Source organism: Catenuloplanes indicus, from assembly GCF_030813715.1.
Lineage (GTDB): Bacteria > Actinomycetota > Actinomycetes > Mycobacteriales > Micromonosporaceae > Catenuloplanes > Catenuloplanes indicus.
Map to the genome: position 1 here is coordinate 7,732,501 of NZ_JAUSUZ010000001.1, position 26,123 is coordinate 7,758,623.

20 protein-coding genes, 2 rRNA genes and 1 pseudogene (1 of these 23 running past the window's edge) are annotated in these 26,123 nt (G+C 72.1%); 18 read left to right on the plus strand and 5 right to left on the minus strand.

Features of this window, described 5'->3' with window-relative positions:
• Together J2S42_RS34460 and rrf are read left to right on the plus strand one after the other, a co-directional pair.
• Window positions 1-2,182, plus strand: a 23S ribosomal RNA gene (locus J2S42_RS34460); it begins 894 nt to the left of the window's first position.
• 85 nt (window positions 2,183-2,267) lie between these two features.
• A 5S ribosomal RNA gene (gene rrf, locus J2S42_RS34465) occupies window positions 2,268-2,384 on the plus strand.
• Window positions 2,385-2,456: 72 nt separating this feature from the next.
• Here the strand turns inward: rrf and J2S42_RS34470 are convergent.
• The gene (locus J2S42_RS34470; protein ID WP_307246037.1) at window positions 2,457-4,508 is read right to left on the minus strand and encodes a hypothetical protein; all 2,052 of its coding nucleotides are present in this window, start codon (window positions 4,506-4,508) and stop codon (window positions 2,457-2,459) included.
• On the opposite strand from J2S42_RS34470, the gene J2S42_RS34475 reads away from it, so the two are divergent.
• A complete protein-coding gene (locus J2S42_RS34475; RefSeq protein WP_307249198.1) occupies window positions 4,497-5,402 on the plus strand; it encodes a tetratricopeptide repeat protein in 906 nt (301 codons plus the stop codon). The two genes, J2S42_RS34470 and J2S42_RS34475, sit on opposite strands and share 12 nt — an antisense overlap.
• Window positions 5,403-5,472: 70 nt before the next feature.
• On the opposite strand, the gene J2S42_RS34480 is transcribed toward J2S42_RS34475, so the two are convergent.
• Both J2S42_RS34480 and J2S42_RS34485 read right to left on the minus strand, forming a co-directional pair.
• A complete protein-coding gene (locus J2S42_RS34480) occupies window positions 5,473-5,871 on the minus strand; it encodes a MerR family transcriptional regulator (protein WP_307249200.1) in 399 nt (132 codons plus the stop codon).
• 94 nt (window positions 5,872-5,965) lie between these two features.
• Window positions 5,966-6,364, minus strand: coding sequence for a MerR family transcriptional regulator (locus J2S42_RS34485; RefSeq protein WP_307249202.1), 399 nt, complete (start codon window positions 6,362-6,364; stop codon window positions 5,966-5,968).
• Between the two features lie 109 nt (window positions 6,365-6,473).
• Between J2S42_RS34485 and J2S42_RS34490 the strand changes: the two genes are divergently transcribed.
• Window positions 6,474-7,172: an SDR family oxidoreductase gene (locus tag J2S42_RS34490; RefSeq protein WP_307246038.1), complete on the plus strand. Its 699-nt coding sequence runs from the start codon at window positions 6,474-6,476 to the stop codon at window positions 7,170-7,172.
• 50 nt (window positions 7,173-7,222) lie between these two features.
• Window positions 7,223-8,020, plus strand: a pseudogene (locus J2S42_RS34495) (HAD-IIA family hydrolase); the annotation flags it as partial.
• 160 nt (window positions 8,021-8,180) lie between these two features.
• Here J2S42_RS34495 and J2S42_RS34500 read toward each other — a convergent pair.
• A complete protein-coding gene (locus tag J2S42_RS34500) occupies window positions 8,181-8,516 on the minus strand; it encodes an alkyl sulfatase C-terminal domain-containing protein (RefSeq protein ID WP_307246040.1) in 336 nt (111 codons plus the stop codon).
• A gap of 120 nt (window positions 8,517-8,636) precedes the next feature.
• On the opposite strand from J2S42_RS34500, the gene J2S42_RS34505 reads away from it, so the two are divergent.
• The 5 genes from J2S42_RS34505 (at window position 8,637) to recN (ending at window position 13,230) form a co-directional block, all read left to right on the plus strand.
• Window positions 8,637-9,353, plus strand: a complete 717-nt coding sequence (locus J2S42_RS34505) for a phasin family protein (protein WP_307246042.1) — start codon at window positions 8,637-8,639, stop codon at window positions 9,351-9,353.
• Window positions 9,350-9,589 carry a hypothetical protein gene (locus J2S42_RS34510; protein WP_307246044.1) on the plus strand — a complete coding sequence of 80 codons (240 nt, stop codon included), beginning with the start codon at window positions 9,350-9,352 and terminating at the stop codon, window positions 9,587-9,589. Before J2S42_RS34505 ends, J2S42_RS34510 begins: the two co-directional genes overlap by 4 nt.
• A 39-nt stretch (window positions 9,590-9,628) precedes the next feature.
• Window positions 9,629-10,513: a TlyA family RNA methyltransferase gene (locus J2S42_RS34515; RefSeq protein ID WP_307246045.1), complete on the plus strand. Its 885-nt coding sequence runs from the start codon at window positions 9,629-9,631 to the stop codon at window positions 10,511-10,513.
• The gene (locus J2S42_RS34520) at window positions 10,497-11,399 is read left to right on the plus strand and encodes an NAD kinase (RefSeq protein ID WP_307246047.1); all 903 of its coding nucleotides are present in this window, start codon (window positions 10,497-10,499) and stop codon (window positions 11,397-11,399) included. The genes J2S42_RS34515 and J2S42_RS34520 overlap by 17 nt, the downstream gene beginning before the upstream one ends.
• Before the next feature lie 73 nt (window positions 11,400-11,472).
• The gene (gene recN, locus J2S42_RS34525) at window positions 11,473-13,230 is read left to right on the plus strand and encodes a DNA repair protein RecN (protein WP_307246049.1); all 1,758 of its coding nucleotides are present in this window, start codon (window positions 11,473-11,475) and stop codon (window positions 13,228-13,230) included.
• 714 nt (window positions 13,231-13,944) lie between these two features.
• Here recN and J2S42_RS34530 read toward each other — a convergent pair.
• Window positions 13,945-15,207, minus strand: coding sequence for an IS4 family transposase (locus J2S42_RS34530; protein WP_307241803.1), 1,263 nt, complete (start codon window positions 15,205-15,207; stop codon window positions 13,945-13,947).
• Between the two features lie 253 nt (window positions 15,208-15,460).
• Between J2S42_RS34530 and steA the strand changes: the two genes are divergently transcribed.
• The 8 genes from steA to J2S42_RS34570 all read left to right on the plus strand — a co-directional run bounded on the left by steA (window position 15,461) and on the right by J2S42_RS34570 (window position 26,027).
• Window positions 15,461-16,639 (plus strand): putative cytokinetic ring protein SteA, encoded by a 1,179-nt coding sequence (gene steA, locus J2S42_RS34535; protein ID WP_307246051.1) that lies wholly within the window; start codon window positions 15,461-15,463, stop codon window positions 16,637-16,639.
• A gap of 14 nt (window positions 16,640-16,653) precedes the next feature.
• Entirely contained in the window at window positions 16,654-17,586 is a 933-nt protein-coding gene (locus J2S42_RS34540) for a copper transporter (RefSeq protein ID WP_307246053.1), read from the plus strand.
• 24 nt (window positions 17,587-17,610) lie between these two features.
• A complete protein-coding gene (locus J2S42_RS34545; RefSeq protein ID WP_307246055.1) occupies window positions 17,611-18,453 on the plus strand; it encodes a hypothetical protein in 843 nt (280 codons plus the stop codon).
• Between the two features lie 13 nt (window positions 18,454-18,466).
• Window positions 18,467-20,098: a murein biosynthesis integral membrane protein MurJ gene (murJ, locus tag J2S42_RS34550; protein WP_307246057.1), complete on the plus strand. Its 1,632-nt coding sequence runs from the start codon at window positions 18,467-18,469 to the stop codon at window positions 20,096-20,098.
• A complete protein-coding gene (locus J2S42_RS34555) occupies window positions 20,095-21,210 on the plus strand; it encodes a glycosyltransferase family 4 protein (protein WP_307246059.1) in 1,116 nt (371 codons plus the stop codon). The genes murJ and J2S42_RS34555 overlap by 4 nt, the downstream gene beginning before the upstream one ends.
• The gene (locus tag J2S42_RS34560; RefSeq protein WP_307246060.1) at window positions 21,210-23,414 is read left to right on the plus strand and encodes a hypothetical protein; all 2,205 of its coding nucleotides are present in this window, start codon (window positions 21,210-21,212) and stop codon (window positions 23,412-23,414) included. Before J2S42_RS34555 ends, J2S42_RS34560 begins: the two co-directional genes overlap by 1 nt.
• A gap of 277 nt (window positions 23,415-23,691) precedes the next feature.
• Entirely contained in the window at window positions 23,692-25,431 is a 1,740-nt protein-coding gene (pyrG, locus tag J2S42_RS34565; protein ID WP_307246062.1) for a CTP synthase, read from the plus strand.
• Window positions 25,428-26,027 (plus strand): NUDIX domain-containing protein, encoded by a 600-nt coding sequence (locus J2S42_RS34570; RefSeq protein ID WP_307246064.1) that lies wholly within the window; start codon window positions 25,428-25,430, stop codon window positions 26,025-26,027. Before pyrG ends, J2S42_RS34570 begins: the two co-directional genes overlap by 4 nt.
• The last annotated feature ends 96 nt before the right edge of the window (window positions 26,028-26,123 follow it).

The following is a 26,123-nucleotide window of genomic DNA, read 5'->3' on the forward strand; positions in this document are numbered from 1 at the left end:
GTTCTCCCCGAAATGCATTTAGGTGCAGCGTTGCGTGTTTCTTGCCGGAGGTAGAGCACTGGATGGCCTAGGGGCCCTACAAGGTTACTGAAGTCAGCCAAACTCCGAATGCCGGTAAGTGAGAGCGTGGCAGTGAGACTGCGGGGGATAAGCTTCGTAGTCGAGAGGGAAACAGCCCAGATCGCCAGCTAAGGCCCCTAAGCGTGTGCTAAGTGGAAAAGGATGTGGGATCGCATTGACAACCAGGAGGTTGGCTTAGAAGCAGCCACCCTTTAAAGAGTGCGTAATAGCTCACTGGTCAAGTGGTTCCGCGCCGACAATGTAGCGGGGCTCAAGTACACCGCCGAAGCTGTGGCATTCACACTTTGTGTGGATGGGTAGGGGAGCGTCGTTCAGCGGGTGAAGCTGCCGGGTGACCGAGTGGTGGACGCTGGACGAGTGAGAATGCAGGCATGAGTAGCGAATGAAGGGTGAGAATCCCTTCCGCCGGATGACCAAGGGTTCCAGGGCCAGGCTAATCCGCCCTGGGTGAGTCGGGACCTAAGGCGAGGCCGAGAGGCGTAGTCGATGGACAACGGGTTGATATTCCCGTACCCGCGAAGAAGCGTCCCTGCCGAACCTCACTGTGCTAACCACGCGAACTGATTGACGTCTTCGGACTGATAAAGGGGAGTCTGGGATCCTGGTGGGTAGTAGGCAAGCGATGGGGTGACGCAGGAAGGTAGCTGAGCCCGGTGAGTGGTTGTGCCGGGGTAAGCGTGTAGGCCGTGTCATAGGCAAATCCGTGACGCATATAGGCTGAGACGTGATGCCGAGCCGATTCAGGTGAAGTCAGTGATCCTATGCTGCCGAGAAAAGCCTCTAGCGAGCTTTGAGCGGCCCGTACCCTAAACCGACACAGGTGGTCAGGTAGAGAATACCGAGGCGACGGGTGAACTGTGGTTAAGGAACTCGGCAAATTGCCCCCGTAACTTAGGGAGAAGGGGGGCCGGACGCGTGAAGCCACTTGCTGGTGGAGCGTGGTATGGCCGCAGAGAGCAGGGGGAAGCGACTGTTTACTAAAAACACAGGTCCATGCGAAGTCGTAAGACGATGTATATGGACTGACGCCTGCCCGGTGCTGGAACGTTAAGGGGACCGGTTAGCCAGTGATGGCGAGGCTGAGAACTTAAGCGCCAGTAAACGGCGGTGGTAACTATAACCATCCTAAGGTAGCGAAATTCCTTGTCGGGTAAGTTCCGACCTGCACGAATGGCGTAACGACTTCCCCACTGTCTCAACCACAGGCCCGGCGAAATTGCAGTACGAGTAAAGATGCTCGTTACGCGCGGCAGGACGGAAAGACCCCGGGACCTTTACTATAGCTTGACATTGGTATTTGGGTTGGCTTGTGTAGGATAGGTGGGAGCCGGTGAAGCTCGGACGCCAGTTCGGGTGGAGGCAATCTTGAAATACCACTCTGGTTGATCTGGGTATCTAACTTCGGGCCCTTATCGGGTTCAGGGACAGTGTCTGGTGGGTAGTTTAACTGGGGCGGTTGCCTCCTAAAGGGTAACGGAGGCGCCCAAAGGTTCCCTCAGCCTGGTTGGCAATCAGGTGTTGAGTGTAAGTGCACAAGGGAGCTTGACTGTGAGACTGACGGGTCGAGCAGGGACGAAAGTCGGGACTAGTGATCCGGCACTTGCGTGTGGAAGCGGTGTCGCTCAACGGATAAAAGGTACCCCGGGGATAACAGGCTGATCTTCCCCAAGAGTCCATATCGACGGGATGGTTTGGCACCTCGATGTCGGCTCGTCGCATCCTGGGGCTGTAGCAGGTCCCAAGGGTTGGGCTGTTCGCCCATTAAAGCGGTACGCGAGCTGGGTTTAGAACGTCGTGAGACAGTTCGGTCCCTATCCGCCGCGCGCGTAGGATACTTGAGAAGGGCTGTCCCTAGTACGAGAGGACCGGGACGGACGAACCTCTGGTGTGCCAGTTGTCCTGCCATGGGCATGGCTGGTTGGCTACGTTCGGAAGGGATAACCGCTGAAAGCATCTAAGCGGGAAGCTCGCTTCAAGATGAGGTATCCCACCCACTTCGGTGGGGTAAGGCTCCCAGTAGATGACTGGGTTGATAGGCCGGAGATGTAAGCACGGTAACGTGTTGAGTTGACCGGTACTAATAGGCCGAGGACTTGACTACACAAACTTTTCGAGACTGCTCGCGTCCACTGTGTGATATCTGAACAAACAACCGTGAACACCCCGGTTTGTAAAGTTCATAGTGTTACGGCGGTAATAGCGGAGGGGAAACGCCCGGTCACATTCCGAACCCGGAAGCTAAGCCCTCCAGCGCCGATGGTACTGCACTCGGGAGGGTGTGGGAGAGTAGGACACCGCCGGACTTCTTTACAATTGAGGGCCACCCTTCCCGGGGCGGCCCTTAGTTGTATTTACGGGCTCGCCCGGGCCGGGCGTCATGGATCGACAGTTTCGTCGGCGCTGCGAGCCGCAGCGCCCCCAGGAAGGATGTACTCGTGAACCCAGGACCGGACGGCGACAACCCGCGTTCCCGGCGGGATGACGGCCGCGACGGGCGGGGCCGCGACGACGCGCGCGGCAACCGCGACTCTCGAGGCGGCGACCGCGACTTCCGGGGCGGCGACTCCCGCGGCGCCGGCTTCCGCAGCGGTGGAGACCGCGACGCCCGTGGCGGTGGTTTCCGCTCCGGCGGCGACCGTGACTCCCGTGGTGGCTTCCGGTCCGGTGGTGACTCCCGTGGCGGTGGCTTCCGGGCCGGTGGCGGCGACCGTGACGGTGGCGGGTTCCGTGGTGGAGACCGGGACTCGCGTGGCGGCGGATTCCGCTCGGGCGGCGACCGTGACGGTGGCTTCCGCGGTGGCGGTGGTGACCGCGCCGGTGGGTTCCGCTCCGGCGGTGACCGTGACTCCCGTGGCGGCGGTTTCCGGTCCGGCGGCGACCGCGATTCCCGTGGTGGTGGCTTCCGCAGCGGTGGGGGCGACCGAGAGGGCGGCTTCCGCGGTGGCGACTCGCGCGGTGGCGGCTTCCGGGACCGGGACGGTCAGGGCAGCGGCTTCCGCAGCGGCGGTGGCGACCGCGCCGGTGGGTTCCGCTCCGGTGGTGACCGTGACTCGCGCGGTGGCGGTTTCCGTTCCGGCGGTGACCGTGAGGGTGGCTTCCGCGGCGGTGACCGGGACTCGCGCGGCGGTGGTTTCCGCAGTGGCGGGGACCGGGACGGTCAGGGCAGCGGCTTCCGCAGCGGCGGTGGCGACCGCGCGGGCGGGTTCCGCTCCGGTGGTGACCGTGACTCGCGCGGTGGCGGTTTCCGTTCCGGCGGCGACCGTGAGGGTGGCTTCCGCGGCGGTGACCGGGACTCGCGCGGCGGTGGTTTCCGCAGTGGCGGGGACCGGGACGGTCAGGGCAGCGGCTTCCGCAGCGGCGGTGGCGACCGCGCCGGTGGGTTCCGCTCCGGTGGTGACCGTGACTCGCGCGGCGGTGGCTTCCGTTCCGGCGGTGACCGTGACTCCCGTGGCGGTGGTTTCCGCAGTGGCGGGGACCGGGACGGTCAGGGCGGCGGCTTCCGCAGCGGCGGTGGCGACCGCGCGGGCGGGTTCCGCTCCGGTGGTGACCGTGACTCGCGCGGCGGCGGTTTCCGTTCCGGCGGCGACCGCGATTCCCGTGGCGGTGGCTTCCGGTCCGGCGGCGGTGACCGTGAGGGCGGCGGGTTCCGTGGCGGTGACCGGGACTCTCGTGGCGGTGGCTTCCGGGACCGTGCGGGCCAGGGCAGTGGCGGCGGCGAGCGCGCCGGCGGGGACCGCGAGGGCGGCTTCCGCGGCGGTGACTCCCGCGGTGCCGGCCGCGAGGGTGGCTACCGTGGCGGTGATCGTGACACACGCGGTGGTGGCTTCCGCAGCGGCGGCGGCGACCGCGCGGGCGGGTTCCGCAGTGGCGGCGACCGTGAGGGTGGTTTCCGTGGCGGTGACCGGGACTCGCGCGGCGGCGGCTTCCGCAGCGGCGGCGAGCGATCCGGTGGGTTCCGTGGCGGCGACCGCGAGGGCGGTCCTCGTGGCGGTGACTCGCGCGGTGGCGGCTTCCGGGACCGCGAGGGTCAGGGTGGCTTCCGCAGCGGCGGCGACCGTGACTCCCGTGGCGGTGGCTTCCGGTCCGGCGGCGACCGTGACTCGCGCGGCGGTGGTTTCCGCGGTGGTGACCGGGACTCGCGCGGCGGTGGCTTCCGCGAGCGTGAGGGCGGTGCCCGCGGTGGTGACTCGCGGGGCGGGTTCCGGGAGCGCGAAGGCGGGTTCCGCAACGACCGTGGCGGGTTCCGCGAGCGTGAGGGCCAGGGTGTCCGCGATGGTGACCGGGTCGAGCGCGGCGACGAGCGCGTCGAGGCGGCCCAGGTCGCGCCCACGATCCCGGACGAGGTCGAGGCGACCGAGTTGGACCGGGACGTACGCGCGGAGCTGCTCTCGCTGAACAAGCCGGTGCAGGAGAGCGTGGCCCGGCACCTGGTGATGACCGGCCGGCTGATCGACGAGGAGCCGGAGCTCGCGCTCGCGCACGCGCTGGCGGCCCGGCGTCTCGCGTCCCGGATCGCGGTGGTGCGGGAGGCCGTGGGGCTCGCCGCGTACCACGCGGGGGAGTGGCAGACCGCGATCGCGGAGATCCGGACGTACCACCGGATGACCGGCAAGCAGTCGCACGTGGCCGTGCTGGCCGACTGCGAGCGGGCGCTGGGCCGTCCGGAGCGAGCGATCGACCTGTTCCGCAACACGGACAGCGCGGCGCTGCCCAAGGACACGGCCGTGGAGCTGCTGATCGTGGCCGCCGGTGCGCGCGGTGACATGGGCCAGAACGACGCGGCCGTGTCGATGCTGCAGGTTCGTGAGCTGACCGCGGAGGGCAAGGTCGAGCCGTGGACGGCCCGGCTGCGCTACGCCTACGCGGACGCGCTGCTGGCGACCGACCGTCGCGAGGAGGCGCGTGAGTGGTTCGCCCGCGCGGCGACCGCGGACGAGGACGGCGCGACCGACGCGGCCGAGCGTCTGCTCGAACTGGACGGCGTCGAGATCGAGGGCGAGGACGAGCCCGACGGCGACTCCGCCATGTCTGCGGCCGCCGGCCGTGACGCGGACGCGCCCGGCGACTCGGACGACGACGAGTCGGACGATGACGACGAGTCGGACGACGATGACGATGACGACGAGTCGGACGACGACGATGACGACGACGAGGAGTCGGACGAGGACGACGAGCTGACGGGCGCCGCCGCGGAAGCCGGGGCCTCCGACACCGCCGCGGACGAGGACGACGAGGACGCGAAGCTGAAGGCCAAGGAGGCGGAGGAGTCCGCCGCACCGCGCGACCTCGGCCCGAAGTTCGACGACGGCAGCACTCGCTGAGCCGTACCCGTCGCTGATCAGAGAAAGGCCCCGACCACCCGGCCGGGGCCTTTTCGCATGCCGCCGGCGGCTACGAGACGACGGCCAGCGGGGCGGACAGCTCCGGTGCGACGTTGCGCGTGCACGAGGCCGGATTCTGCGAGTGGGCGATGACGGCGTCCAGCCGGTTCCGCGTGGAGATCAGCTCTTGGATCTGCCGGTCGATGCGGTCCCGTTCGGCCTTCATCAGCGCGGTCGACTCCTCGCTCGGCTCGTTCGCGTCGACGCACGGCATCAGCGCCGCGATGTGCCGGCTGGACAGACCGGCCGCGTAGAGCTGCTGGATCAGCCGCACGCGCTCGACCGCGGCCTCCGGGTAGTGCCGCTGCCCGCTGGCGCTGCGCGTCGCGTGCAGCAGGCCCTGCTCCTCGTAGTAGCGCAGCGCGCGCACGCTCACGCCGCCGCGCGTGGCCAGATCGCCGATGCGTATCACGGAAGGGCTCCCGCAGGGTGTCGAAGGTACCTTTGACGTCAACGTCAGGTCCCAGCGTAGCTCCCGGCCCGGCGCGCAACCCGCGGGCGTGCTACGCCCGGACGGTCTGCGCCACGGGTGGGTAGACCAGGTGGCCGCAGGTGGCCGGCGACGCGCCGGCGCACTCCTCGATCACCTGGTCGAGACGGTCCCTGGTGGTGATCAGCTCGCGGATCTGCCGGTCGATCCGGTCTCGTTCCGTCCGCAGCAGCGTCATCGCCTCGTCGGTGGCTTCCTGTGCGTCGACGCACGGGAGCAGCACGGAGAGCGAACGGCTGGACAGCCCGGCCGCGAACAGGTCCTGGATCAGGCCGACCCGGTCGACCGCGGCCTCGGGATAGAACCGCTGGCCACCACCGGTACGGGCGGCGGGAAGCAGGCCCTGCTCCTCGTAGTAGCGCAGCGCGCGGGTGCTGACGCCGGTCTTCGCGGCGAGGTCGCCGATGCGGATCACTGAGCGCTCCCGGGAGGTGTCGGTCGTCACGAGACTTGCCTTTGACGTCAACGTGAAGTTTTAGCGTAACCCCGGCAGGATTCACTACGTACAGGGAGCAATGGTCATGGATCTGAAGAATTCGGTCGTGCTTGTCACCGGGGCGAACCGCGGGCTGGGCCGGCACTTCGCACGCGAGCTGCTGGCGCGGGGCGCCGCCAAGGTCTACGCGACCGCGCGCCGGCCGGAGGCCGTGGACCTGCCCGGTGCCGAGGTCATCGGCCTGGACGTGACGGATCCGGCGCAGGTAAGCAGAGCAGCGGAGATCGCCACGGACGTGACGCTGCTGGTCAACAACGCGGGCAACTCGTCGTTCGCGAACCTGGTGGACGGCGACGAGGCGGAGATCCGCGGTCAGCTGGACGCGTTCTTCTGGGGTCCGCTGTGGATGGTGCGCGCGTTCGCGCCGATCCTGCGGGCGAACGGCGGCGGTGGTGTTCTCAACATCAACTCGGCGATGTCCTGGGTGGCCGGTGACCGGGCGAACGCCTACCACGTGGCGAAGGCCGCGCAGTGGGCGATGACCAACGCGGTCCGGGCCGAGCTGGCCGGGCAGGGCACGCACGTGGCGGGCGCGTACTTCGGCATGACGGACACCGGGCACCAGGACTTCTGGACCGGGCCGCTGAACGACGCGGCGGACATCGCGCGGCGCACGCTGGCCGCGTTCGAGGACGGTCAGGTGGAGATCATCCCGGACGAGCTGGGCGCGGCCGCGAAGGCGATGCTGGCCGGCCCGCCGCAGGCCTACCCCACGGCAGGGTGACGCGCGCCTGGAATGATCGGGGGCGGAACAGCGACGGCCGAGGAGGCAGCGTGAGCGATCGTCTGATCGACGGGTACGACCTGGTGATCTTCGACCTGGACGGGGTGGTCTACCTGATCGACCAGCCGATCCCGGGCGCGGTCGAGGCCATCGCGCGGCTCCACGAGGCCGGCGTCCCGGTCGCCTACGCCACGAACAACGCGTCCCGCCGGGCCGCCGACGTGGCCGCGCTGCTGACCGGCATGGGTATCCCGGCCACGCCGGAGGAGGTGCTGACCTCGGCCGGCGCGTCCGCGGCCGTGCTCGCGGACCGGCTCCCGGCCGGCGCTACGGTGCTGGTGGTCGGCGCGGACGCGCTGCGCGCCGAGATCGAGGCGGTCGGCCTGACCGTGGTGAGCAAGGCGGAGGACCGGCCGGCCGCGGTCGCGCAGGGCTACGGTCCCGCGGTCGGCTGGGCGGACCTCGCCGAGGCCAGCGTGGCGATCCGGGCCGGCGCGATGTGGCTGGCCACGAACACGGACAAGACGCTGCCCAGCCCGCGCGGCCCGCTGCCGGGCAACGGCTCGCTGGTGGCCGCGCTGCGGCACGCGCTCGGCCGGGACCCGGACGTGATCGTCGGCAAGCCCGCGCCCGCGTTGTTCACCACCGCGGCCGAGCGGGTCGGTGCGACGAAGGCGCTGGTGGTCGGCGACCGGCTGGACACCGATCTGGAGGGCGCGGTCCGGGCCGGCATGGACGGGCTGCTCGTGCTCACCGGCGTACACACGGTCGAGGACCTGCGCAACGCGCCGGCCGAGCAGAAGGCCACGTTCGTCGCGCCCGACCTCTCCGGCCTCTTCGCACCGGCGGTCAAGGCCGACGACTACAAGGCATAGAACCATCGCCGGGTACGCCGTGAGGCGCGGGTGACCGGAGAGGGCGGGGCCGGCCGGACACGCTCTGTCGTCCGGCCGGCCCCGCCCTCGCAGGAAGTGGCGCCGAGCCCGGGGAGCGGAGCGACGGCCAGGACTACAGCAGTTTGCGGAGCTTGAGCAGGTCGAACGGGTTGGCGCCGATCTTGACCTGGCCGGAGCCGATCGCCTTCATCACGTCGAGCTGCCCGTTGATCAGGGCGATCAGGTCGTCGCTGTTCGCGGTGAGGGAGATCTTCGCCTTCGGGTCGTCGCCGTCGGCGATGTCGACCAGGCGGCCGTCCACCAGCGTGCCGTGGAACGCGGTGGCCAGGTCCGGGACGCGGGCGGCGAGCGTGCGGTTGAGGTCGATGCGCTGCTGGGCGTCCGCGTTCGCGGCGAGCCGCGCCGCGAGAGTGTTCAATGCCGCCCGAACCTCGTCTACGCTGGCCACGCCTGATCCTCTCCACGCCGGTCACCGAACCTCCCGCACGGTACCGCACGGGTCCGGCGACGTCGCCCGGTAGCGTGGCACGCGCGGGGGACCGTATCGGAACAGTGAGGGGACGACCGGATGCCGAAGGAAGCGTGGCGGGCCTACCTGGACCTCGCCCTGGGACTGACCGAGAACTCGCGCAAGCAGGCCACCAGAACCGCGATGAGGCTGGTGGGCAAGGGCGGCGCGACCGCGGTCCAGCTGCAGGCACTCGTCGAGGACGCGCTGGCGGCCGGCACCGCGAACCGGGCCGTGGTCGAGCGCCTGGTCCGCACCGAGGTCGACCGGGCACTGACCGCGGTCGGGCTGGTCACGTCCGACGAGGTCGCGTCGCTGCGGCGGCGGGTGGCCGAGCTGGAGGGCCGGCTCGCGGCCCGGCCGGTGGACGTACCCGGTGACCTGACCGTCGAACCCGCGGTGGAGGCGGCTGCGGCCGTGTCCGCGGCGAACCCGGCCCCGGTCACGGTGAAGAAGGTCGTCGCGAAGAAGGCGGTGGCGAAGAAGGCGGTGGCGAAGGCGCCGGGCGGCGGCACGGCCGTGCCGGACGCGACGGCCGCGCCCGCGGCCCCGGCCGAGGACGAGCCGGTCGTGGAGACGCCCGCCACGACGCCGGCCGCGAAGATCACGCCGCCGCGCAAGGTCGCCAAGAAGGTACCCACGATCAAGGCCACGCCGCCGGCGAAGAAGGCCGTGCCGACGCCCGCCGACCTGCCGCCCGCGGCGAAGAAGGCACCGGCCAGGCGCGCGAAGAAGGCGGTACCGCCGCTCTTCGACGACGGGACCACCCGCGCATGAGCACGCCGTTCCCGGTCCCGCGCCCACCGGCCGTGCCGCGGCCGCCGCTGCCGGCGAACGCGCCGCCGGTGCGGATGACCGAGCCCGGCGACGGGACCACCGGGCACCCGGCCGTGGACGCGATGCTGGCCTCGCTGGCGAACGCGGCGTCGCTGTCCCCGGCCGACCAGATCGCCGAGTACGAGGCCGCGCACCAGATCCTGCGCGAGACGCTCGCCACCATCGACCAGGCCTGACCGGCCCTCCCCCCCCGAAAGACACGTGAAGAAGACCGCATGGCACGCCGCATCCGTCTAGACGCCGAACTCGTCCGCCGCGGCCTGGCCCGCTCCCGGGAGCAGGCCGCCTCGCTGATCGAGGCCGGTCGCGTCGAGGTCCGGGGCGTGGTCGCCCGCAAGGCCGCCGCGCAGCTCGACCCCGCCGAGCCGATCGTGGTCACCGGCGCGGACCCGGTCGACGAGTACGTGTCCCGCGGCGGGCACAAGCTGGCCGGTGCGCTCGCCGCGTTCGGGCCCCGGGGCCTGGCGGTGGCCGGGCGGCGGTGCCTGGACGCGGGCGCGTCCACCGGCGGTTTCACCGACGTGCTGCTGCGTGCGGACGCGGCCGAGGTGGTCGCGGTGGACGTCGGCTACGGGCAGCTGGCGTGGAAGCTCCGTACCGACGAGCGGGTGCGGGTCTTCGAACGCACGAACGTGCGCACGCTCACGCCGGAGACCATCGGTGGCCCGGTCGACCTGGTCGTGTCCGACCTGTCCTTCATCTCGCTGCGCCTGGTGCTGCCCGCGCTGGCCGGCTGCACGCTACCGGACGCGGACCTGGCGCTGATGGTCAAGCCGCAGTTCGAGGTCGGCAAGGAGCGGGTCGGCGAGGGCGGCGTGGTCCGCGACCCGGCGCTGCGTGCGGAGGCGGTGCTCGACGTGTGTGCCGCCGCGCTGGAGCTGGGCCTCGGGCTGGCCGGGGTGGCCGCGAGCCCGCTGCCCGGGCCGAGCGGGAACGTCGAGTTCTTCGTGTGGCTGCGGCGCGGCGAACCGGCCGCGGATCCGGGCCACGTGCGCGCGGTCGTCGAGGCCGGACCCACGGGTACGGTGGCGGAGCACGCGCCGCAGACCGGCGCGGAATCGCTTGTTGACAGGGGAGTGACGAGTGACGAGCACCGCTAACCGGTCGGCGCTGCTGGTGACCCACACGGGGCGCCGGCACAGCACGGAGCACGCGGCGTCGATAGCGAACGACCTCGTGCGCGCGGGCTTCGAGGTGCGGGTGGTGGCCTCCGAGATCGGCGATCTGGACCTGCCGCCCGGCGTGACGCCGGTGTTCGGCCCGTCCGCGGCCGAGGGCGTGGAGATCGTGTTCGCGCTCGGCGGTGACGGCACGTTCCTGCGTGCGGCCGAGCTGGCCCGGCCGAACAAGGCGCCGCTGCTCGGCATCAACCTCGGCAAGGTCGGCTTCCTGGCCGAGGCCGAGATCAGCGACATCGACCAGGCCGTGGCGGACGTGGTGCGCGGTGCGTACACCGTGGACGAGCGGCTCACCCTGGACGTCAAGGCCGAGCTGGACGGCGAGCTGATCGCGGAGAGCTGGGCGCTCAACGAGGTCACGGTGGAGAAGGGCCAGCGCGCGCAGATGCTGGAGCTGCGCGTGGACGTGGACGGGCGGCCGCTGTCCCGGTACGGCTGCGACGGCGTGGTCTGCGCGACCCCGACCGGCTCGACCGCGTACGCGTTCTCGGCCGGCGGCCCGGTGGTCTGGCCCGAGGTGGAGGCGCTGCTGCTGGTGCCGGTCGCGGCGCACGCGCTGTTCAGCAAGCCGCTGGTGACCGCGCCCACGTCCACGTTCGTGATCACGGTGGATCCGTACACGTCGGTCGCCACGCTCTGCGCGGACGGCCACCGCGTGTTCGACCTGCCGCCCGGCGCGAAGGTCACCGTCCGGCGCGGTGCGCAACCGGTGCGTGTCGTCCAGCTGGCGCCGCGACCGTTCACCGATCGGCTGGTGGCGAAATTCGACCTCCCGGTTCTCGGCTGGCGGGGTACGAAGCGGCGGTAATCACGGTGTTCCCGGCAATTGGCGCACCGCTCGGCTGGAAATGTGTCAGAGGACGCGGCTACTGTCTTTGCCTGTGCTGGAAGAGCTGCGTATCACCGGCCTGGGCGTCATCGAGGACACCACACTGCCGCTGACCGGCGGGATGAACGTGATAACCGGTGAGACCGGCGCCGGGAAGACCATGGTCGTGACCGGCCTCGGCCTGCTGTTCGGCGGGCGGGCCGACGCCGGTCGCGTGCGAAGCGACCCGGGCCGCGCGGTCGTCGAGGGGCGGTTGCGCCTGACCGGCAAGATCGCCGACGCCGTGCTGGCCCGGATCACCGACGCGGGCGCGGAGGCGGACGACGACGGCGCGGTCATGCTGTCGCGCACCGTCACCATCGAGGGCCGCTCCCGGGCCCACGTCGGCGGCCGGTCCGCGCCGGTCGCCGTGCTGACCGACGTCGGTGAGCGCGTGCTGGCCGTGCACGGTCAGTCCGACCAGCTGCGCCTGCTGCGGCCGGCGGAGCAGCGCGCCGCGCTCGACCGGTTCGCCGGTCCGGAGCACGAGAAGCTGCTGGAGACGTTCCGGGAGACGTTCACCAAGTGGCGTCGCACCGCGGACGACCTGGCCGACCGGCGCCGCAACGCGCGCGACCGCAACCAGGAGGCCGACCTCCTCAAGCTCGGGCTGGACGAGATCACCCGGGTCGACCCGCAGCCGGGGGAGGATGACGAGCTGAAGGCGGAGGCGCAGCGCCTCGAGCACGCGGAGGGTCTGCGGACCGCGGCCGCGCTGGCCTACCAGTCGGTGGCCGGCGGCGCCGAGGCCGGCGACGAGACGCCGGACGCGACCAGCCTGCTCGGCGTCGCCCGGCGCACGCTGGAGGGGCAGGCGGGCGTCGACGCGAAGCTCGGCGACCTCGCGGGCCGGATCGAGGAGGCCGCCACGCTGGTCGCGGACGTGACCGCGGAGCTGTCGTCCTATCTGGACGCGCTGGACGCGGACCCGAACCGGCTGGCCGCGATCTACGAGCGGCGGGCGCTGCTGCGCGGGCTGACCCGAAAGTACGCGGACGACATCGACGGCGTGATCGCCTGGGCGGAGACCGCGCGGACCCGGCTCGGCGAGCTGGACACGTCCGACGAGCTGCTCGAGGAGCTGGAGAGGGAGCGCCAGCGGCTCGAGGCGGAGGTGGCGGAGCAGGCAGCCCGGCTGACCGCGGCCCGCACCGAGGCGGCCGGCCGGTTCGCCGAGCAGGTCAGCGTCGAGCTGGCCGGGCTGGCGATGCCGCACGCGCGGGTCGAGGTCGCGGTGCTGCCCCGGACCGCGGGCAAGAGCGAGCCGTCGGTGACCGTGGACGGCACCGAGGTCGGCGTGACCGCGGACGGCGCGGACGAGGTCGAGCTGCGCCTGCTGGCCCACCCGGGCGCACCGGCGCTGCCGCTGCAACGCGGCGCGTCCGGCGGTGAGCTGTCCCGGGTGATGCTGGCGATCGAGGTGGTCTTCGCCGGTGCCGGTGGCCCGCCGACGCTGGTCTTCGACGAGGTCGACTCCGGTGTGGGCGGCACCGCCGCGGTGGAGATCGGGCGGCGGCTGGCCCGGCTGGCGCGCAGCCACCAGGTGCTGGTGGTGACGCACCTGCCGCAGGTGGCCGCGTTCGCGGACCGGCACCTGGTGGTGGCGAAGGACACCGGCGGCGCGGTGACCACCAGCGGCGTGCGGGTCGTCGAGGACACGGACCGGGCCCGGGAACTCTCCCGCATGCTCGCCGGCCTGCCCGACTCCGACCTGGGCATCGCACACGCGGAGGAGCTGCTGGCGGTCGCCGACCGCGAGAAGCGGCGCTGAGATCCGGCTTCTGCTGCCGGGCTCCCGTCCGGGAGCCCGGCAGCTCGCCACCGAGCCTGGCTGCGGCCTGCTCTCCCGGCCCCGCGGGGCCGGCGGTTCGCCGCCGGGGATCCGGCGGGTCCGCTGCCCGGCTGCCGCGCGACCGGCTGATCGCTGCTCGGCCACTCCGCCAGCGGCGGTCAGCTGCCCGGCGCCACGAGCCCGGCGGTCGCCACGAGGCCATGCCGCAGCGGCGGTCTGCTGCCTGTCGCCAGGAGGCTGGCGGTCGCCAGGAGGCCATGCCGCCAGCGGCGGTCTGCCACCCGCGGACACGAGGGTGGCGGTTGCCATCCGGCCACGCCGCCAGCGGCGGTCTGTGGTCCTGCCGGGCCGGGGGCCGGCGGTTGCTGCCTGGCCACGCCGCCGGCGGCGCCCTGCGACCCGGCCGGGCCGGGGACGGCGGGTTGTGTCCGGCCACGCCGGGACCGGCAAGGAGGAGCGCCAGCGACGACTGGTGCCCAATGCCACTTAGCTTATTTTGATCTTGATGGTGGGTGGAGGCGGATGGTGGCGGGGCCGGTGTGTCGGGTGCTGGCGGGTTCGTCGCGTCGTTTGGGCCGGTACATGTTGCGGCGGCAGCGTTTGACGGCGCGGGGGCAGGTGCGGTGGCGTCGGGTGGGGTTGAGTTCCCGGGTGATGTGGGTCCAGATGGTGGGTAGCTGGGTGGTCCAGTCCTCAGGGGGAAATGGCCGCTGAGCCGGTGGCTGAGCGGCGGACGAGGCGCAGGGTGTCGGTGAAGCTGATCCGGTCGGGGTCGATCGCGGCGGCGTCGGCGGCGGCGGTGATCAGGACGGTGAGTGCGTGCTGGACGAGCAGCCAGGCCCAGATTTCCTGGTGGACGAGGTCGGGCAGTTTCGAGCGCAGGATCCGGCCGGGCCCGCGGAGGTGGGTTTTGAGCTGGTCGTTGGCGGTTTCGTGTTCCCATCGCAGGTGGTATGCCTCGGCGAGTTCGTCCGGGCCGGCCTGGGCGGGGTCGGTGATGGTGGTGGCCAGGGTGATCAGCTCACCGGTGCCGTTACCGGCCCGGTCCGGGACGTCGTACTCGACGATCCGGACCAGGTGGGCGGCGGGCAGGCCACGGTCGTTGATCGCGTCGTCGCAGGTGTCCAGGGTCCCGCCGGCCGCGGCGGCCAGGATCCGGTCCCGGCGGCCACCGCGGATCGTCTTGTCCATCAACACGGTCAGATAGGTGCCGTCGCCGAGGATCTCGATCACCGGGAGCCTGATCCCGGCCTGGATCCGCCACAGCAGGTCCGCGCCGGTCGCCTGCGCCCGGTCCCACGCCGTAAACGAGTAGAAGGCACGGTCGGCGGTCAGCAGTTCCCCGCGTCGCAGCCGCGAATACAACGGCATGGCCAGGGTCTGTTCGGCGACCGCATACGCGCCGACCTCCGCCGCCAGGAACGCGTGTGTCCCGCACTCGGTCAACGCCACGACCCGGGCTTTCGGGAACGCCGACGGGCCACCACCGGTCCGGGAGTACCCGAACTCGGCCGCGTTCTCCATCGTGTCCGGCACGTCCACGTCGAACCCGTCGATGGCAAGGACCCGCCGGTCCCGCAACCACGCACCTGACGTGACCGGTGACGCGACCGGCCGGGCGACCCGCTCGAACACCTCCGCCAGCACATCCCGGCCCAGCCGCTTCCTGGCCTGAGAAATCCCACCCGGCGTCGGCGCCAACCAGCCCGCATCCCAGCACCCGAACCGGTCCAGTCCACCGGTCACCTTCTTCGCGACCTCGGCATAGTCATCATCCGCGAACAGCCACAACCCCATCGTCAGATACGCCGTCACATGCGGCGGCAACTTCCCATCCGACCGTTTCGCACCCACACCGCACTGCGCCACCGCCCCATCAACCGCATCCCGCGGCACCGCCGTCACCAGCACACCGACCGACACCTGATCCGGCCGCACCCCCACACCCGACACCACACCATCGAAGCAGACAAAGCCACCAGACCACCCACCAGGCAACCAAGATCAAAATAAGCTAAGTGGCATTGGACTGGTGCCCGCGGGAGCATGCGGACCTCGGCCACGCCGGAAGTGGGAAGAGAAAAAGACGCAGCGTGACGTGACTGCGGACACAGGCGAAAATGATTTGGCTGGAAATCAGCTGGTCAAAGCCGATTTGTCGGCATGTCGTGCGAACACGAGGTCGAGTCAACGTGTCACCATGATGGCGATGCGCCTACCCACTCTTCGCCGCACCCGGGCCGCCGAACCCGGGATCGTCGCCGGCACCGCTCGGCTCGATCGGCGTACGAAGCGGCTGACCGGCCGGCTGCGACCCGGCGACATCGCCGTGATCGACCACGTCGACCTGGACCGGGTCGCGGCCGACTCGCTGGTCGCGGTCGGCGTGGCCGCGGTGCTGAACGCGAAGCCGTCGATCTCCGGGCGTTACCCGAATCTGGGGCCCGAGGTGCTGGTGAAGGCCGGTATCCCGCTGCTGGACGATCTCGGCGAGGGCGTCTTCCAGCAGATCCGCGAGGGCGACACGGTACGGGTCGACGGGAACACCGTGTACGCCGGGTCCGAGGCGCTGGTGCACGGCACCCGGCAGGACGCGGAGACCGTGGCGAAGGCGATGGCGGACGCGCGCGAGGGGCTGTCGGTGCAGCTCGAGGCGTTCGCGGCGAACACAATGGACTATCTGAAGCAGGAACGCGACCTGCTGCTCGACGGCGTCGGCGTGCCCGAGATCGAGACCAGGATCGACAAGCGCCACGTGCTGATCGTGGTGCGCGGGTACGACTACAAGGCCGACCTGGACGTGCTGCGGCCGTACATCCGGGAGTACCGGCCGGTGCTGATCGGCGTGGACGGCGGCGCGGACGCGCTGATCGAGGCCGGCTACACCCCCGACATGATCATCGGGGACATGGACTCGGTGAGCGACGACGTGCTGCGCTGCGGCGCGGAGATCGTGGTGCACGCCTATCCGGACGGCCGGGCACCGGGCCTGCCGCGCGTGCACCAGCTCGGCGTGCCGGCGATCACCTTCCCGGCCGCGGCCACCAGCGAGGACATCGCGCTGCTGCTGGCCGACGAGAAGGGCGCGGAGCTGATCGTGGCGGTCGGCACCCACTACACGCTGGTCGAGTTCCTGGACAAGGGGCGCGGCGGTATGGCGTCGACGTTCCTCACCCGGCTGCGGGTCGGCGGCAAGCTGGTCGACGCGAAGGGCGTGAGCCGGCTCTACAAGCAGACCATCCCGGGATCGTCGCTGCTGCTGCTCGCCGGGTCGGCGATCGCGGCGATGACGGCCGCGGTGACGGTCTCCACCGTGGGCAAGGCGTACCTCGGTGTGGTCTCCGAGTGGTGGGACAATCTCGTGTTCCAGCTCGGTCAGCTGTTCTAGGGAAAGCGCTACCTGTGATCAATTTCCGGTACCATGTCGTGTCGCTCACCGCGGTCTTCCTCGCGCTGGCGATCGGGCTGGTGGTCGGCACCGCCGCGCTGAACGGGCCGGCCGTCGACGCGCTGGACGGCCAGGTGCAGAAGCTCAGCAAGGACAACAGCCAGCTGCGGGACAGCGTCGGCCAGCTGCAGAACGAGGTCAACTCCCAGGAGGACTTCGCGGTCGGCGCGGCACCGATGCTGCTCGGCGGCAAGCTGACCGGCCGGCGAGTGGCGCTGGTGGTGCTGCCGACCGGTGGTGACTACGCGGAGCAGCTGCGCACCATGCTGGCCACGGCCGGTGCGACCGTGACCGGGCGGGTGGACATCAGCGAGAGCTTCACCGAGCCGGACAACAGCGTGAACCTGCTGGACCTGGCGCACCGCGCGGTGCAGACGTCACTGCCGGCGGCCGGGCTGCCCAGCAACGCGGACGGCGTGGAGACCTCGGCCGCGCTGCTGGCGACCGCGCTCTACGACCGGACGCCACCGGCCACCGACTCGGACCGCAACGCGGTGCTGGCCGCGTACGCGGCCGCGAACTACATCACGGTCGAGGACGACAAGGTCACCGGCCCGGCCGAGGCCGTGGTGATCGTGGGTGGGCTGCCGCCGACCGACGAGCGTGCGGACGAGAAGAACACCTCGACGGTGACGCTGGTGGCGCAGTTCGACGCGGCCGGGAAGCTGGTCGTGGGCGGCAACGGCGTCGGTGACGGCAACGTGGTCGCGGCGATCCGCGGCGACGCGGCCCTGTCCAAGACGATCTCCACGGTGGACAACGTGAACACCGCGCAGGGCTCGGTGGTGACCTGCCTGGCGCTGACCGACCTGCTCGGCACGAACAAGGTCGGGCACTACGGGCTCGGCGCGGGCGCCACGTCGATACTGCCCACTCCCGCTCAGTGATCGCCCGGTTCCTAGAATCGCGTCATGCCCGTTCCTAGGATTCTGGTGTTCGCCGCCGGTGCACTCGCCGCGCGTGCCACGCTGACCGCGGTCCGCCGCAGTCCGGTCAACCCCTCGCTGGAGCGGGCCAACTTCCGCGGCCGCACGGTCACGCTGGCCGGTGGGCCCGCGCTCGCCGCCGGTGCCTCGGTCGCGGCCGCGTCCGGCGCGCTCAGCGGCCCGGCCGCCGCGGCCGCGCTGACCGCCGGGCTCACCGCCGGTGCGGTCGGCCTCTACGACGACGTGGTCGGTAACCGGCCGGAGCAGAAGGCCGCGAAGGGTTTCGCCGGTCACCTGCGCGCGCTGCGGCAGGGCCGGGTCACCAGCGGGCTCGTGAAGATCGCCGGGGTGGGCGGGGCCGGGCTGGCCGCGTCCGCGCTGCTCACGCTGGACCGGCCGCGCCGGTCACGGTGGCGCACGGTGGCGGACGTGGCGCTCGGCGCGGGCGTCATCGCGGGTACGGCGAACCTGGTCAACCTGCTCGACCTGCGCCCCGGCCGGGCGATCAAGGCAAGCGCGCTGATCGCCGCGCCGCTGCTGCCGATGGCCGCCGCGGGCGGGCTCGCCGCCGGTGCGACCGGCGCCGCGGCCGGGCTGCTGCCCGACGACCTGGACGAGCAGATCATGCTCGGCGACTCCGGCGCGAACGCGCTCGGCGCGCTGCTCGGCGTCGCGATCGCGGCCAAGGCCGGCCCGGTCGGCCGTGCGGTGATCTTCGCGGGCCTGGCCGGGCTGACCGCGGCCAGCGAGCGGGTCAGCTTCACCGCGGTCATCCAGCGCACCCCCGGCCTGCGCGAACTCGACGAGCTCGGGCGGCGGCAGAGCTGACGTGGCGCCCGGCGTGAGGTCGCGGACCGTCGTCGGAGCCGCCGCGCTGATCGCGGTGCTCACCGTGGTGAGCCGCGTGGCGGGCTTCGCGCGGACCACCGTGTTCGCCTGGACGGTCGGCCCGACCGACCTGGGCGACACCTATCTGGCGGCGAACACGCTGCCGAACATCATCTTCGAGCTGGTGGCCGGCGGCGCGCTGGCCAGCCTGGTGGTGCCGCTGCTGGCCAGGGCCGTGGCGGCGGGTGATCGGGAGCGGGTCGGGCGAATCACCTCGGCGCTGCTCGGCTGGGTGCTGGTACTGCTGGTGCCGGTCGCGGTCGTGGTGGCGCTCGCGGCCGGCCCGCTCGTCAAGGTGATCATGCCGTCGGCGACGCCCGCGGAACTCGAGACCGGCGCGCGCCTGCTGCGGGTGTTCGCGCCGCAGCTGCCGCTCTACGGCGTCGGCGTGGTGCTCACCGGCGTGCTCCAGTCGCACCGCCGGTTCGCCTGGCCGGTGATCGCACCATTGCTGTCCAGCCTCACGGTGATCGGGGTCTACGCGGCGTTCGGCCTCACCGAGGGCACCCGGACCGGCATCGCGGACGTGTCCGGCACCGGTGAGCTGATCCTGTCCGCCGGCACCACCGGCGGCGTGCTCGTGCTCTCCGGATGCCTGCTGATCCCGCTGTCGCGGCTGCGGCTGCCGCTGCGGCCCACGCTGAGCCTGCCGGACGACGCCCGCGCGCAGGTCGTCTCGCTCGGCTGGGCCGGTCTGGTCACGGTCGGCGCGCAGCAGCTCGCGATGCTGGTCGTGATCGGTCAGGCAAGCGGCGGGCCGGACGGCACCACCGTGCTGTTCAACCTGGCGCAGACCGTGTTCCTGCTGCCGTGGGCGGTGCTCGCGGTGCCGCTCGCGACCGCGGCCTACCCCGGGCTGACCACCGCGGACGACGACGGATACCGCACCGTTCTGGCGCGGACCGCCCGCCAGACCACGCTGGTGAGCTGCCTGGGCGCGGCCGGGCTCACCGCGGTCGCGATTCCCGCGGCGGCCGTGCTCGCCGGCGAGCCGGCGATGGCGCAGGGCGTGGTCGCGTTCGCGCCCGGACTGATCGGTTACGGACTCTTCGCGCTGCTGTCCCGAGCGCTCTACGCCCGTGGGCGGGCACCGGCCGTCGCGGTCGCGACCGGGGCCGGGTGGGCCGTGGTCGCCGCGCTCGCCGTCGTGCTGTCGCGCGCCACCGCGCCGGAGCACCGGGTGCTCGTGCTCGGCCTGGCGCACACCGCCGGCATGCTGGTGCTCGGTGCGCTGCTGCTGGCCGCGGTGCGGCGCACAACCGGCCCGGACGCGCTAGCCGGCCTGGCCCGTACGCTCCCGGCCGGGCTGTTCGGTGCGGTTGCCGCCGGTACGGCCGGGTACGCGCTGGCCGCGCTCACCGACCCGACCCCGGCGCCCGGCTTCGCGGTGTTGCAAGGCATGCTGTGCGGGTTCGTCGGGGTCGCGGTGTTCCTCGGTGTCGCCTTCGTGCTCGACCGGGACCAGGTCAGAAACCTCGCCCGGCGTGGCGGCGCGCGGCCCGGTGCGCCTGGGTCGGGTACCTTGCCGGACGGTGAGAACGACGCGCGGACTTCCGCCGCGCGGGACGGAGGGGACCGCACGTGACCGCAGGCGACTGGGCCGGTGGGGTGGCGCTCGTGCTCGCGTCCAGCACCGGTGGCGTGGGGCAGCACGTGGCCTCGCTGTGCCGGGGGCTGACCGCGGCCGGCATCACGGTCACGGTCTGCGGGCCGGACGCGACCGAGCGGCTGTTCCACTTCTCCGAGCTGGGCGCGCGGTTCGTCCCGGTGGAGATCCCGGCCAACCCGGCGCCGTCGGACGCGCGCGCGGTCAGCGCGCTGCGCGCCGCACTCGCCGCGGACGGGATCGACGTGGTGCACGCGCACGGTCTGCGCGCCGGATTCGTCGCGACGCTCGCCCGCCCGCGCCAGCCGCTCGTGGTCACCTGGCACAACGCGATGCTCGCCGGTGGCCTGCGCGGCCGGGTCGCCCAGCTGCTGGAGCGCGCGGTCGCGGCCGCCGCCCGGGTCACGCTCGGCGCGTCCGAGGACCTGGTCGACCGGGCGCGCGCGGTCGGTGCGCGGGACGCCCGGCTCGGCCCGGTCGCCGCGCCCGCGCTCGGCCCGGCCCGGCGCAGCCGCGCGGCCGTGCGCGCCGAGTTCGGCGTCGGGCCGGACACGCCGCTGATCCTGTCCGTCGGCCGGCTGCACCCGCAGAAGCGCTACGACGTGCTGGTCGCCGCGGCCGGCCGGTGGCGGGAGCGCCGCCCCACGCCGGTGGTGCTGATCGCCGGCACCGGCCCCAGCTACCTGCCGCTGGCCGCCAGCATCTCCGCCGCGCACGCGCCGGTCACGCTGCTCGGCCACCGCACCGACGTGGCCGACCTGCTGGCCGGCGCGGACCTCGCGGTCGTCACCAGCGACTGGGAGGCGCGGCAGCTGTTCGCGCAGGAGGCGCTGCAGGCCGGCCTGCCATTGGTCGCGACCGCGGTCGGCGGGCTGCCCGGCCTGGTCGGCGACGCGGCCGTGCTGGTGCCGGCCGGTGACGTGGAGGCGGTCGACGCGGCCGTGCGCCGCCTGCTGGACGATCCGGACCTGCGCGGCGACCTGAGCACCCGGGCTCGCGCGCACGCGGCCGCGTGGCCGACCGAGACGGACACGGTCGACGCGGTCCGGGCGGTCTACGCCGAGCTGGCGCCCCGCGGGGAACACGGCTGATGCTGCGCCGCCTCACACCGTGGCTGATCGTGCTGGCCGTGGTGATCGGCAGCATGGTCGCGCTCAGCGTCCGCCCGGTCTCCGCCACCGTGGACACCGACGCCGACTACGTGGTCATCGTGGGCGTGCCCGGCCTGCGCTGGGACGACCTCGACCCGGCGACGACGCCGTCGCTGTGGGCGCTGGCCGAGCGGGGCGCGATCGGCGCGCTGTCCGTCCGGTCCGCGAGCGAGCCGACCTGCCCGGTCGACGGCTGGCTCACGCTCGGCGCCGGCAACTACGCCAGCTGGGGTGACGAGTCGGACGGCGCGGACGTCTGCGCGCCGCTCGACGTGGAGATCGGTGAACCGGACGGCATCGGCGCGAACGTCTCCCGCCAGCCGGTCGCGGTCGACTACAACGCACGCCAGCCGTGGGGTGCGGTGCCCGGCGCGCTCGCCGAGTCGGTGCGCTGCACCACCGCGGTCGGGCCGGGTGCGGCGGTCGCCGCGGCCCGCCCGTTCGGCCGGGTCGACCGCTACCGGGCGACGCTGCCGGCCGACGCCGCGCCCGTGCTCTCCCAGTGCGTGCTCAGCATCGTGGACGCGGGCACGGTCGCCGGGACCGGCGCGGCGCGCGCGACCGCGGTCGAGGCCGCCGACGACCTGCTCGGCCGGGTGCTCGCGGCACGCCCGGACCGGTCGCTGGTGCTGGTCGCCGGGCTCGCAGACACCGGCACGGACCAGCGGCTGCACGTGGCGATCGCGGACGGGCCGGGCTGGGACCGGTCCTGGCTCACGTCCGGCAGCACCGCGCGGGACGGCTACGTCGCGCTGGTAGACCTGGCGCCGACCGTGCTGACCGCGCTCGGCCGGGAGCTGCCGGCCGGCCGGTTCGACGGGCACGCGGCCACCGCGGTGGACGGCCGGCCCGGCGCGCTCGTGGACGCGATCGCGCGCCCGGCGGACGCGGACCGGGAGGCGCGCGCCCAGGGCCGTACCTCGGAATGGTTCTTCTCGATCCTGACCGCCGTGCAGATCGCGCTGTACGCGCTGCTGGTGCCGCTGCTGCGGCGCACCTACGCGCACAGCGGGCCGCCCGGGCCGCCGCTGCCGCCGCGCTGGCTGATGGACGGCGCCGAGCTGGCCCTGATCGCGGCCGCGTTGCTCACCCCGGCCGCGCTGGTCGCGGACCTGGTGCCGTGGTGGCGCGCGGGCCGGCCGTCGCTGACGTTCGCGACCGTGACGGTGCTGCTGACGCTGGCCGGAACGCTCGCGGTGCGGCTGGCCCGCCCGTACCGGTCGACGCTGTGGCCGCTCGGCACGGTGGCCGCGACCTCCGCGGTGGTGGTGATCGCGGACGTGCTGTCCGGCTCGACGTTGCAGCTCAACGGCGTGGCCGGCTACTCGACGCTGGCCGGTGCCCGGTACGCCGGGATCGGCACGGTCGGGCTCGGCGTGCTCAGCGCCGGCATCCTGCTCGCGGCGGCCGCGCTCGGCCAGACGATGCGGCACCTCCGTCCGCTGATCATGGTGGTGCTGGGCGGCGCGGCCGTGATGGTGGTCGGCAGCCCGTTCCTGGGCGCGCACGCGGTCGGCGCGGTCGCGCTGACCGCCGGTGTCTGCGTGGCGACCGCGCTCTGCACCGGCGGCTGGATCGGCTTCGGCCGGATCGCGGCCACCTCCGCGGCCGGCCTGGTGGTGACGTTCGGCTTCGCGCTGCTGGACGTGCGGCGCCCGGAGGCCGAGCGCGGCAGCCTCGGCCGGATCCTGGCGTCGCTGGTGGACGGCACCAGCGGCATCGCGGTGCAGCGCGCCACCGGCTCGAACGTGGCGGCGCTGGTCAGCCCGCTGACGCTGCTGGTGCTGACGGTGGCCACGCTGGTCTGGTTCGTGCTGCTGCGGCCGTGGGGCGGTCTGCTGCGGCTGTACGGGCTGAAACCGGCGGTCCGGGCCGCGCTGGCCGGCACCGCGGTCACCACGCTGGCGGCCGGCGTGCTGGGCGGGTCGGCGCTGCACGTCGCGGGCGCGGCCGCCGCGGTGGCCGGCCCGCTGGCCGCGCTCACCGCGCTGCGCGTGCTCGACCACGCCGCGATCCGCACGCGCCCGCCGACGGTGCCGGCCAACCCCGCCGAGCGTACGGACGGGGCCGCCACCACCGACCGGAACGAGGGCGTCACGGCAGGTGATGACGTGGCCCTGCGTAACAAATCCGACGAGAGCTGACCAGCACCCGGGCGAGTGAACGCCGCGGGTGGCGAGCAGTGTTGATCTTTGTGGGTCTGACCTGCGGAAGTGGCTCGAGCTGCGGATCGACGCGAAGCGATCATGGTGGCCGGGCCGGGGGGCCGCACGCGGATGGTGTTACCGTGGAATCCCGTGGATCGCGTGATCACGACAGCCGCGTTAACTTCCGCTGACACTTCGGGCAGCCGGGACGAGATCGGGCTCGAGGGCGTCGCGCCGGTTCGTATTGGCAGCCAGACGACCACGGGAGCAGGCCTTGAGCCCTTCGACTCAGACCAGGCACATCTTTGTCACGGGGGGCGTCGCCTCCTCGCTCGGTAAGGGCCTCACCGCCGCCAGCCTGGGCAACCTTCTGACCGCGCGTGGCCTGCGGGTCGTGATGCAGAAGCTGGACCCCTACCTCAACGTCGACCCGGGCACGATGAACCCGTTCCAGCACGGCGAGGTCTTCGTGACCGAGGACGGCGCGGAGACGGACCTCGACGTCGGGCACTACGAGCGATTCCTGGACCGGCCGCTGTCCGCGAAGGCGAACGTCACCACCGGCCAGGTCTACTCCGCGGTGATCGCCAAGGAGCGGCGCGGCGAGTACCTCGGCGACACCGTGCAGGTCATCCCGCACGTGACGAACGAGATCAAGGAGCGCATCTTCGCGATGGCCGACCCGGACGAGGACGGCCGCGTGCCGGACGTCGTCATCACCGAGGTCGGCGGCACGGTCGGTGACATGGAGTCGCTGCCGTTCCTGGAGGCGATCCGCCAGGTCCGGCACGAGATCGGCCGGGACCGGTGTTTCTACCTGCACGTCTCGCTGGTGCCGTACCTGGCGCCGAGCGGCGAGCTGAAGACCAAGCCGACCCAGCACTCGGTGGCGGCGCTGCGCAACATCGGCATCCAGCCGGACGCGCTGGTCTGCCGCTCCGACCGGGAGATCCCGGAGAAGCTCAAGGTCAAGCTGTCGCTCTACTGCGACGTCGACCGCGAGGCCGTGGTGGCCTGCCCGGACGCGCCGAGCATCTACGACATCCCGAAGGTGCTGCACGCCGAGGGGCTGGACGCCTACGTCGTACGGCGGCTGGGCCTGTCCTTCCGGGACGTGCACTGGAAGGCCTGGGACGACCTGCTGGGCCGCGTGCACCAGCCGTCCGGCGAGGTCACGATCGCGCTGGTCGGTAAGTACGTGGACCTGCCGGACGCGTACCTGTCGGTGACCGAGGCGATCCGGGCGGCCGCGTTCGGGCACCGGGTCAAGGCGAACCTGCGCTGGGTGCCGAGCGACTCCTGCGAGACCCCGGCCGGTGCCGCGGCCGCGCTGGCCGGCGTGGACGGCATCGTGATCCCGGGCGGCTTCGGCGTGCGCGGCATCGAGGGCAAGATCGGCACGGCCACGTTCGCCCGGGAGAACAAGGTCCCGGTGCTCGGCCTCTGCCTCGGCCTGCAGTGCATGACCATCGAGGTGGCGCGCAACCTGGCCGGCCTGGACGGCGCGAACTCGCTGGAGTTCGAGGACACGGTCAAGCACCCGGTCATCTCCACCATGGCGGACCAGCAGGACATCGTCTCCGGCAAGGGCGACCTGGGCGGCACCATGCGGCTGGGCGCGTACCCGGCCGCGCTGACGCCCGGCTCGATCGTCGAGGAGGCGTACGGTGCGCCGGAGATCTCCGAGCGGCACCGCCACCGGTACGAGGTCAACAACGACTACCGGCCCCGCCTCGAGGCCGCCGGCCTGCGCTTCTCCGGCACCTCGCCGGACGGGCGGCTGGTCGAGTTCATCGAGCTGGACCGCGAGGTGCACCCGTTCTTCGTGGCCACCCAGGCGCACCCGGAGCTGAAGAGCCGGCCGACCCGGCCGCACCCGCTGTTCGCCGCGTTCGTGGCCGCGTCCGTGCGGTTCGCCAAGGCGGGCGAGCTGCCGCTGGAGATCCCGGCGGTCGGGGACGAGGCGCAGGCGCCGGAGCAGGGTCGTAAGCGCCGGGTCGGGGCGTCGAAGTGACCGGCTTCGCGCACTCCGTGGTCAGCCGCACCGAGCGGTTCAGCGGGCGGGTGTTCTCGGTCGTCACCGACCGGGTCACCATGCCCGGCGGCGGCGCGGCGGACCGCGACTACCTGCGGCACGTCGGCGCGGTCGGCGTGGTCGCGCTGGACGACCGGGGCCGGGTGGTGCTGATCAACCAGTACCGGCACGCGGTCGGCGGCCGGCTCTGGGAACTGCCCGCCGGGCTGCGCGACGTGCAGGGCGAGGACCTCTCCGCCGGCGCGCTGCGCGAGCTGGCCGAGGAGGCCGACCTGCGGGCCGGGCGGATCGACGTGCTGCTCGACCTGCACACGTCGCCGGGCATGACGAACGAGCAGATCCGCATCTTCCTGGCCCGGGACCTGACGCCGGTCCCGGCGGCCGAGCGGCACGACCGCACGGACGAGGAGGCGGAGATCGAGGTGCGGTGGGTGCCGCTGGACGACGCGGTCGCGATGGTCTTCGCCGGGGAGATCACCAACGCGGCGGCGGTCAGCGGTCTGCTCGCCGCCGCGCGCGCCCGGGATCTGGAGTGGGCGCCGCTCCGCCCCGCGGATACGCCGACACCTGCCTGAAACAAGGTATGCCGACGGCCGACGTTTCCTTCGAAACGTCGGCCGTAGCGCGTTTCGCCTTCATGATCTAAAGTGCGCGTCGGAGAGCGGGGGTCA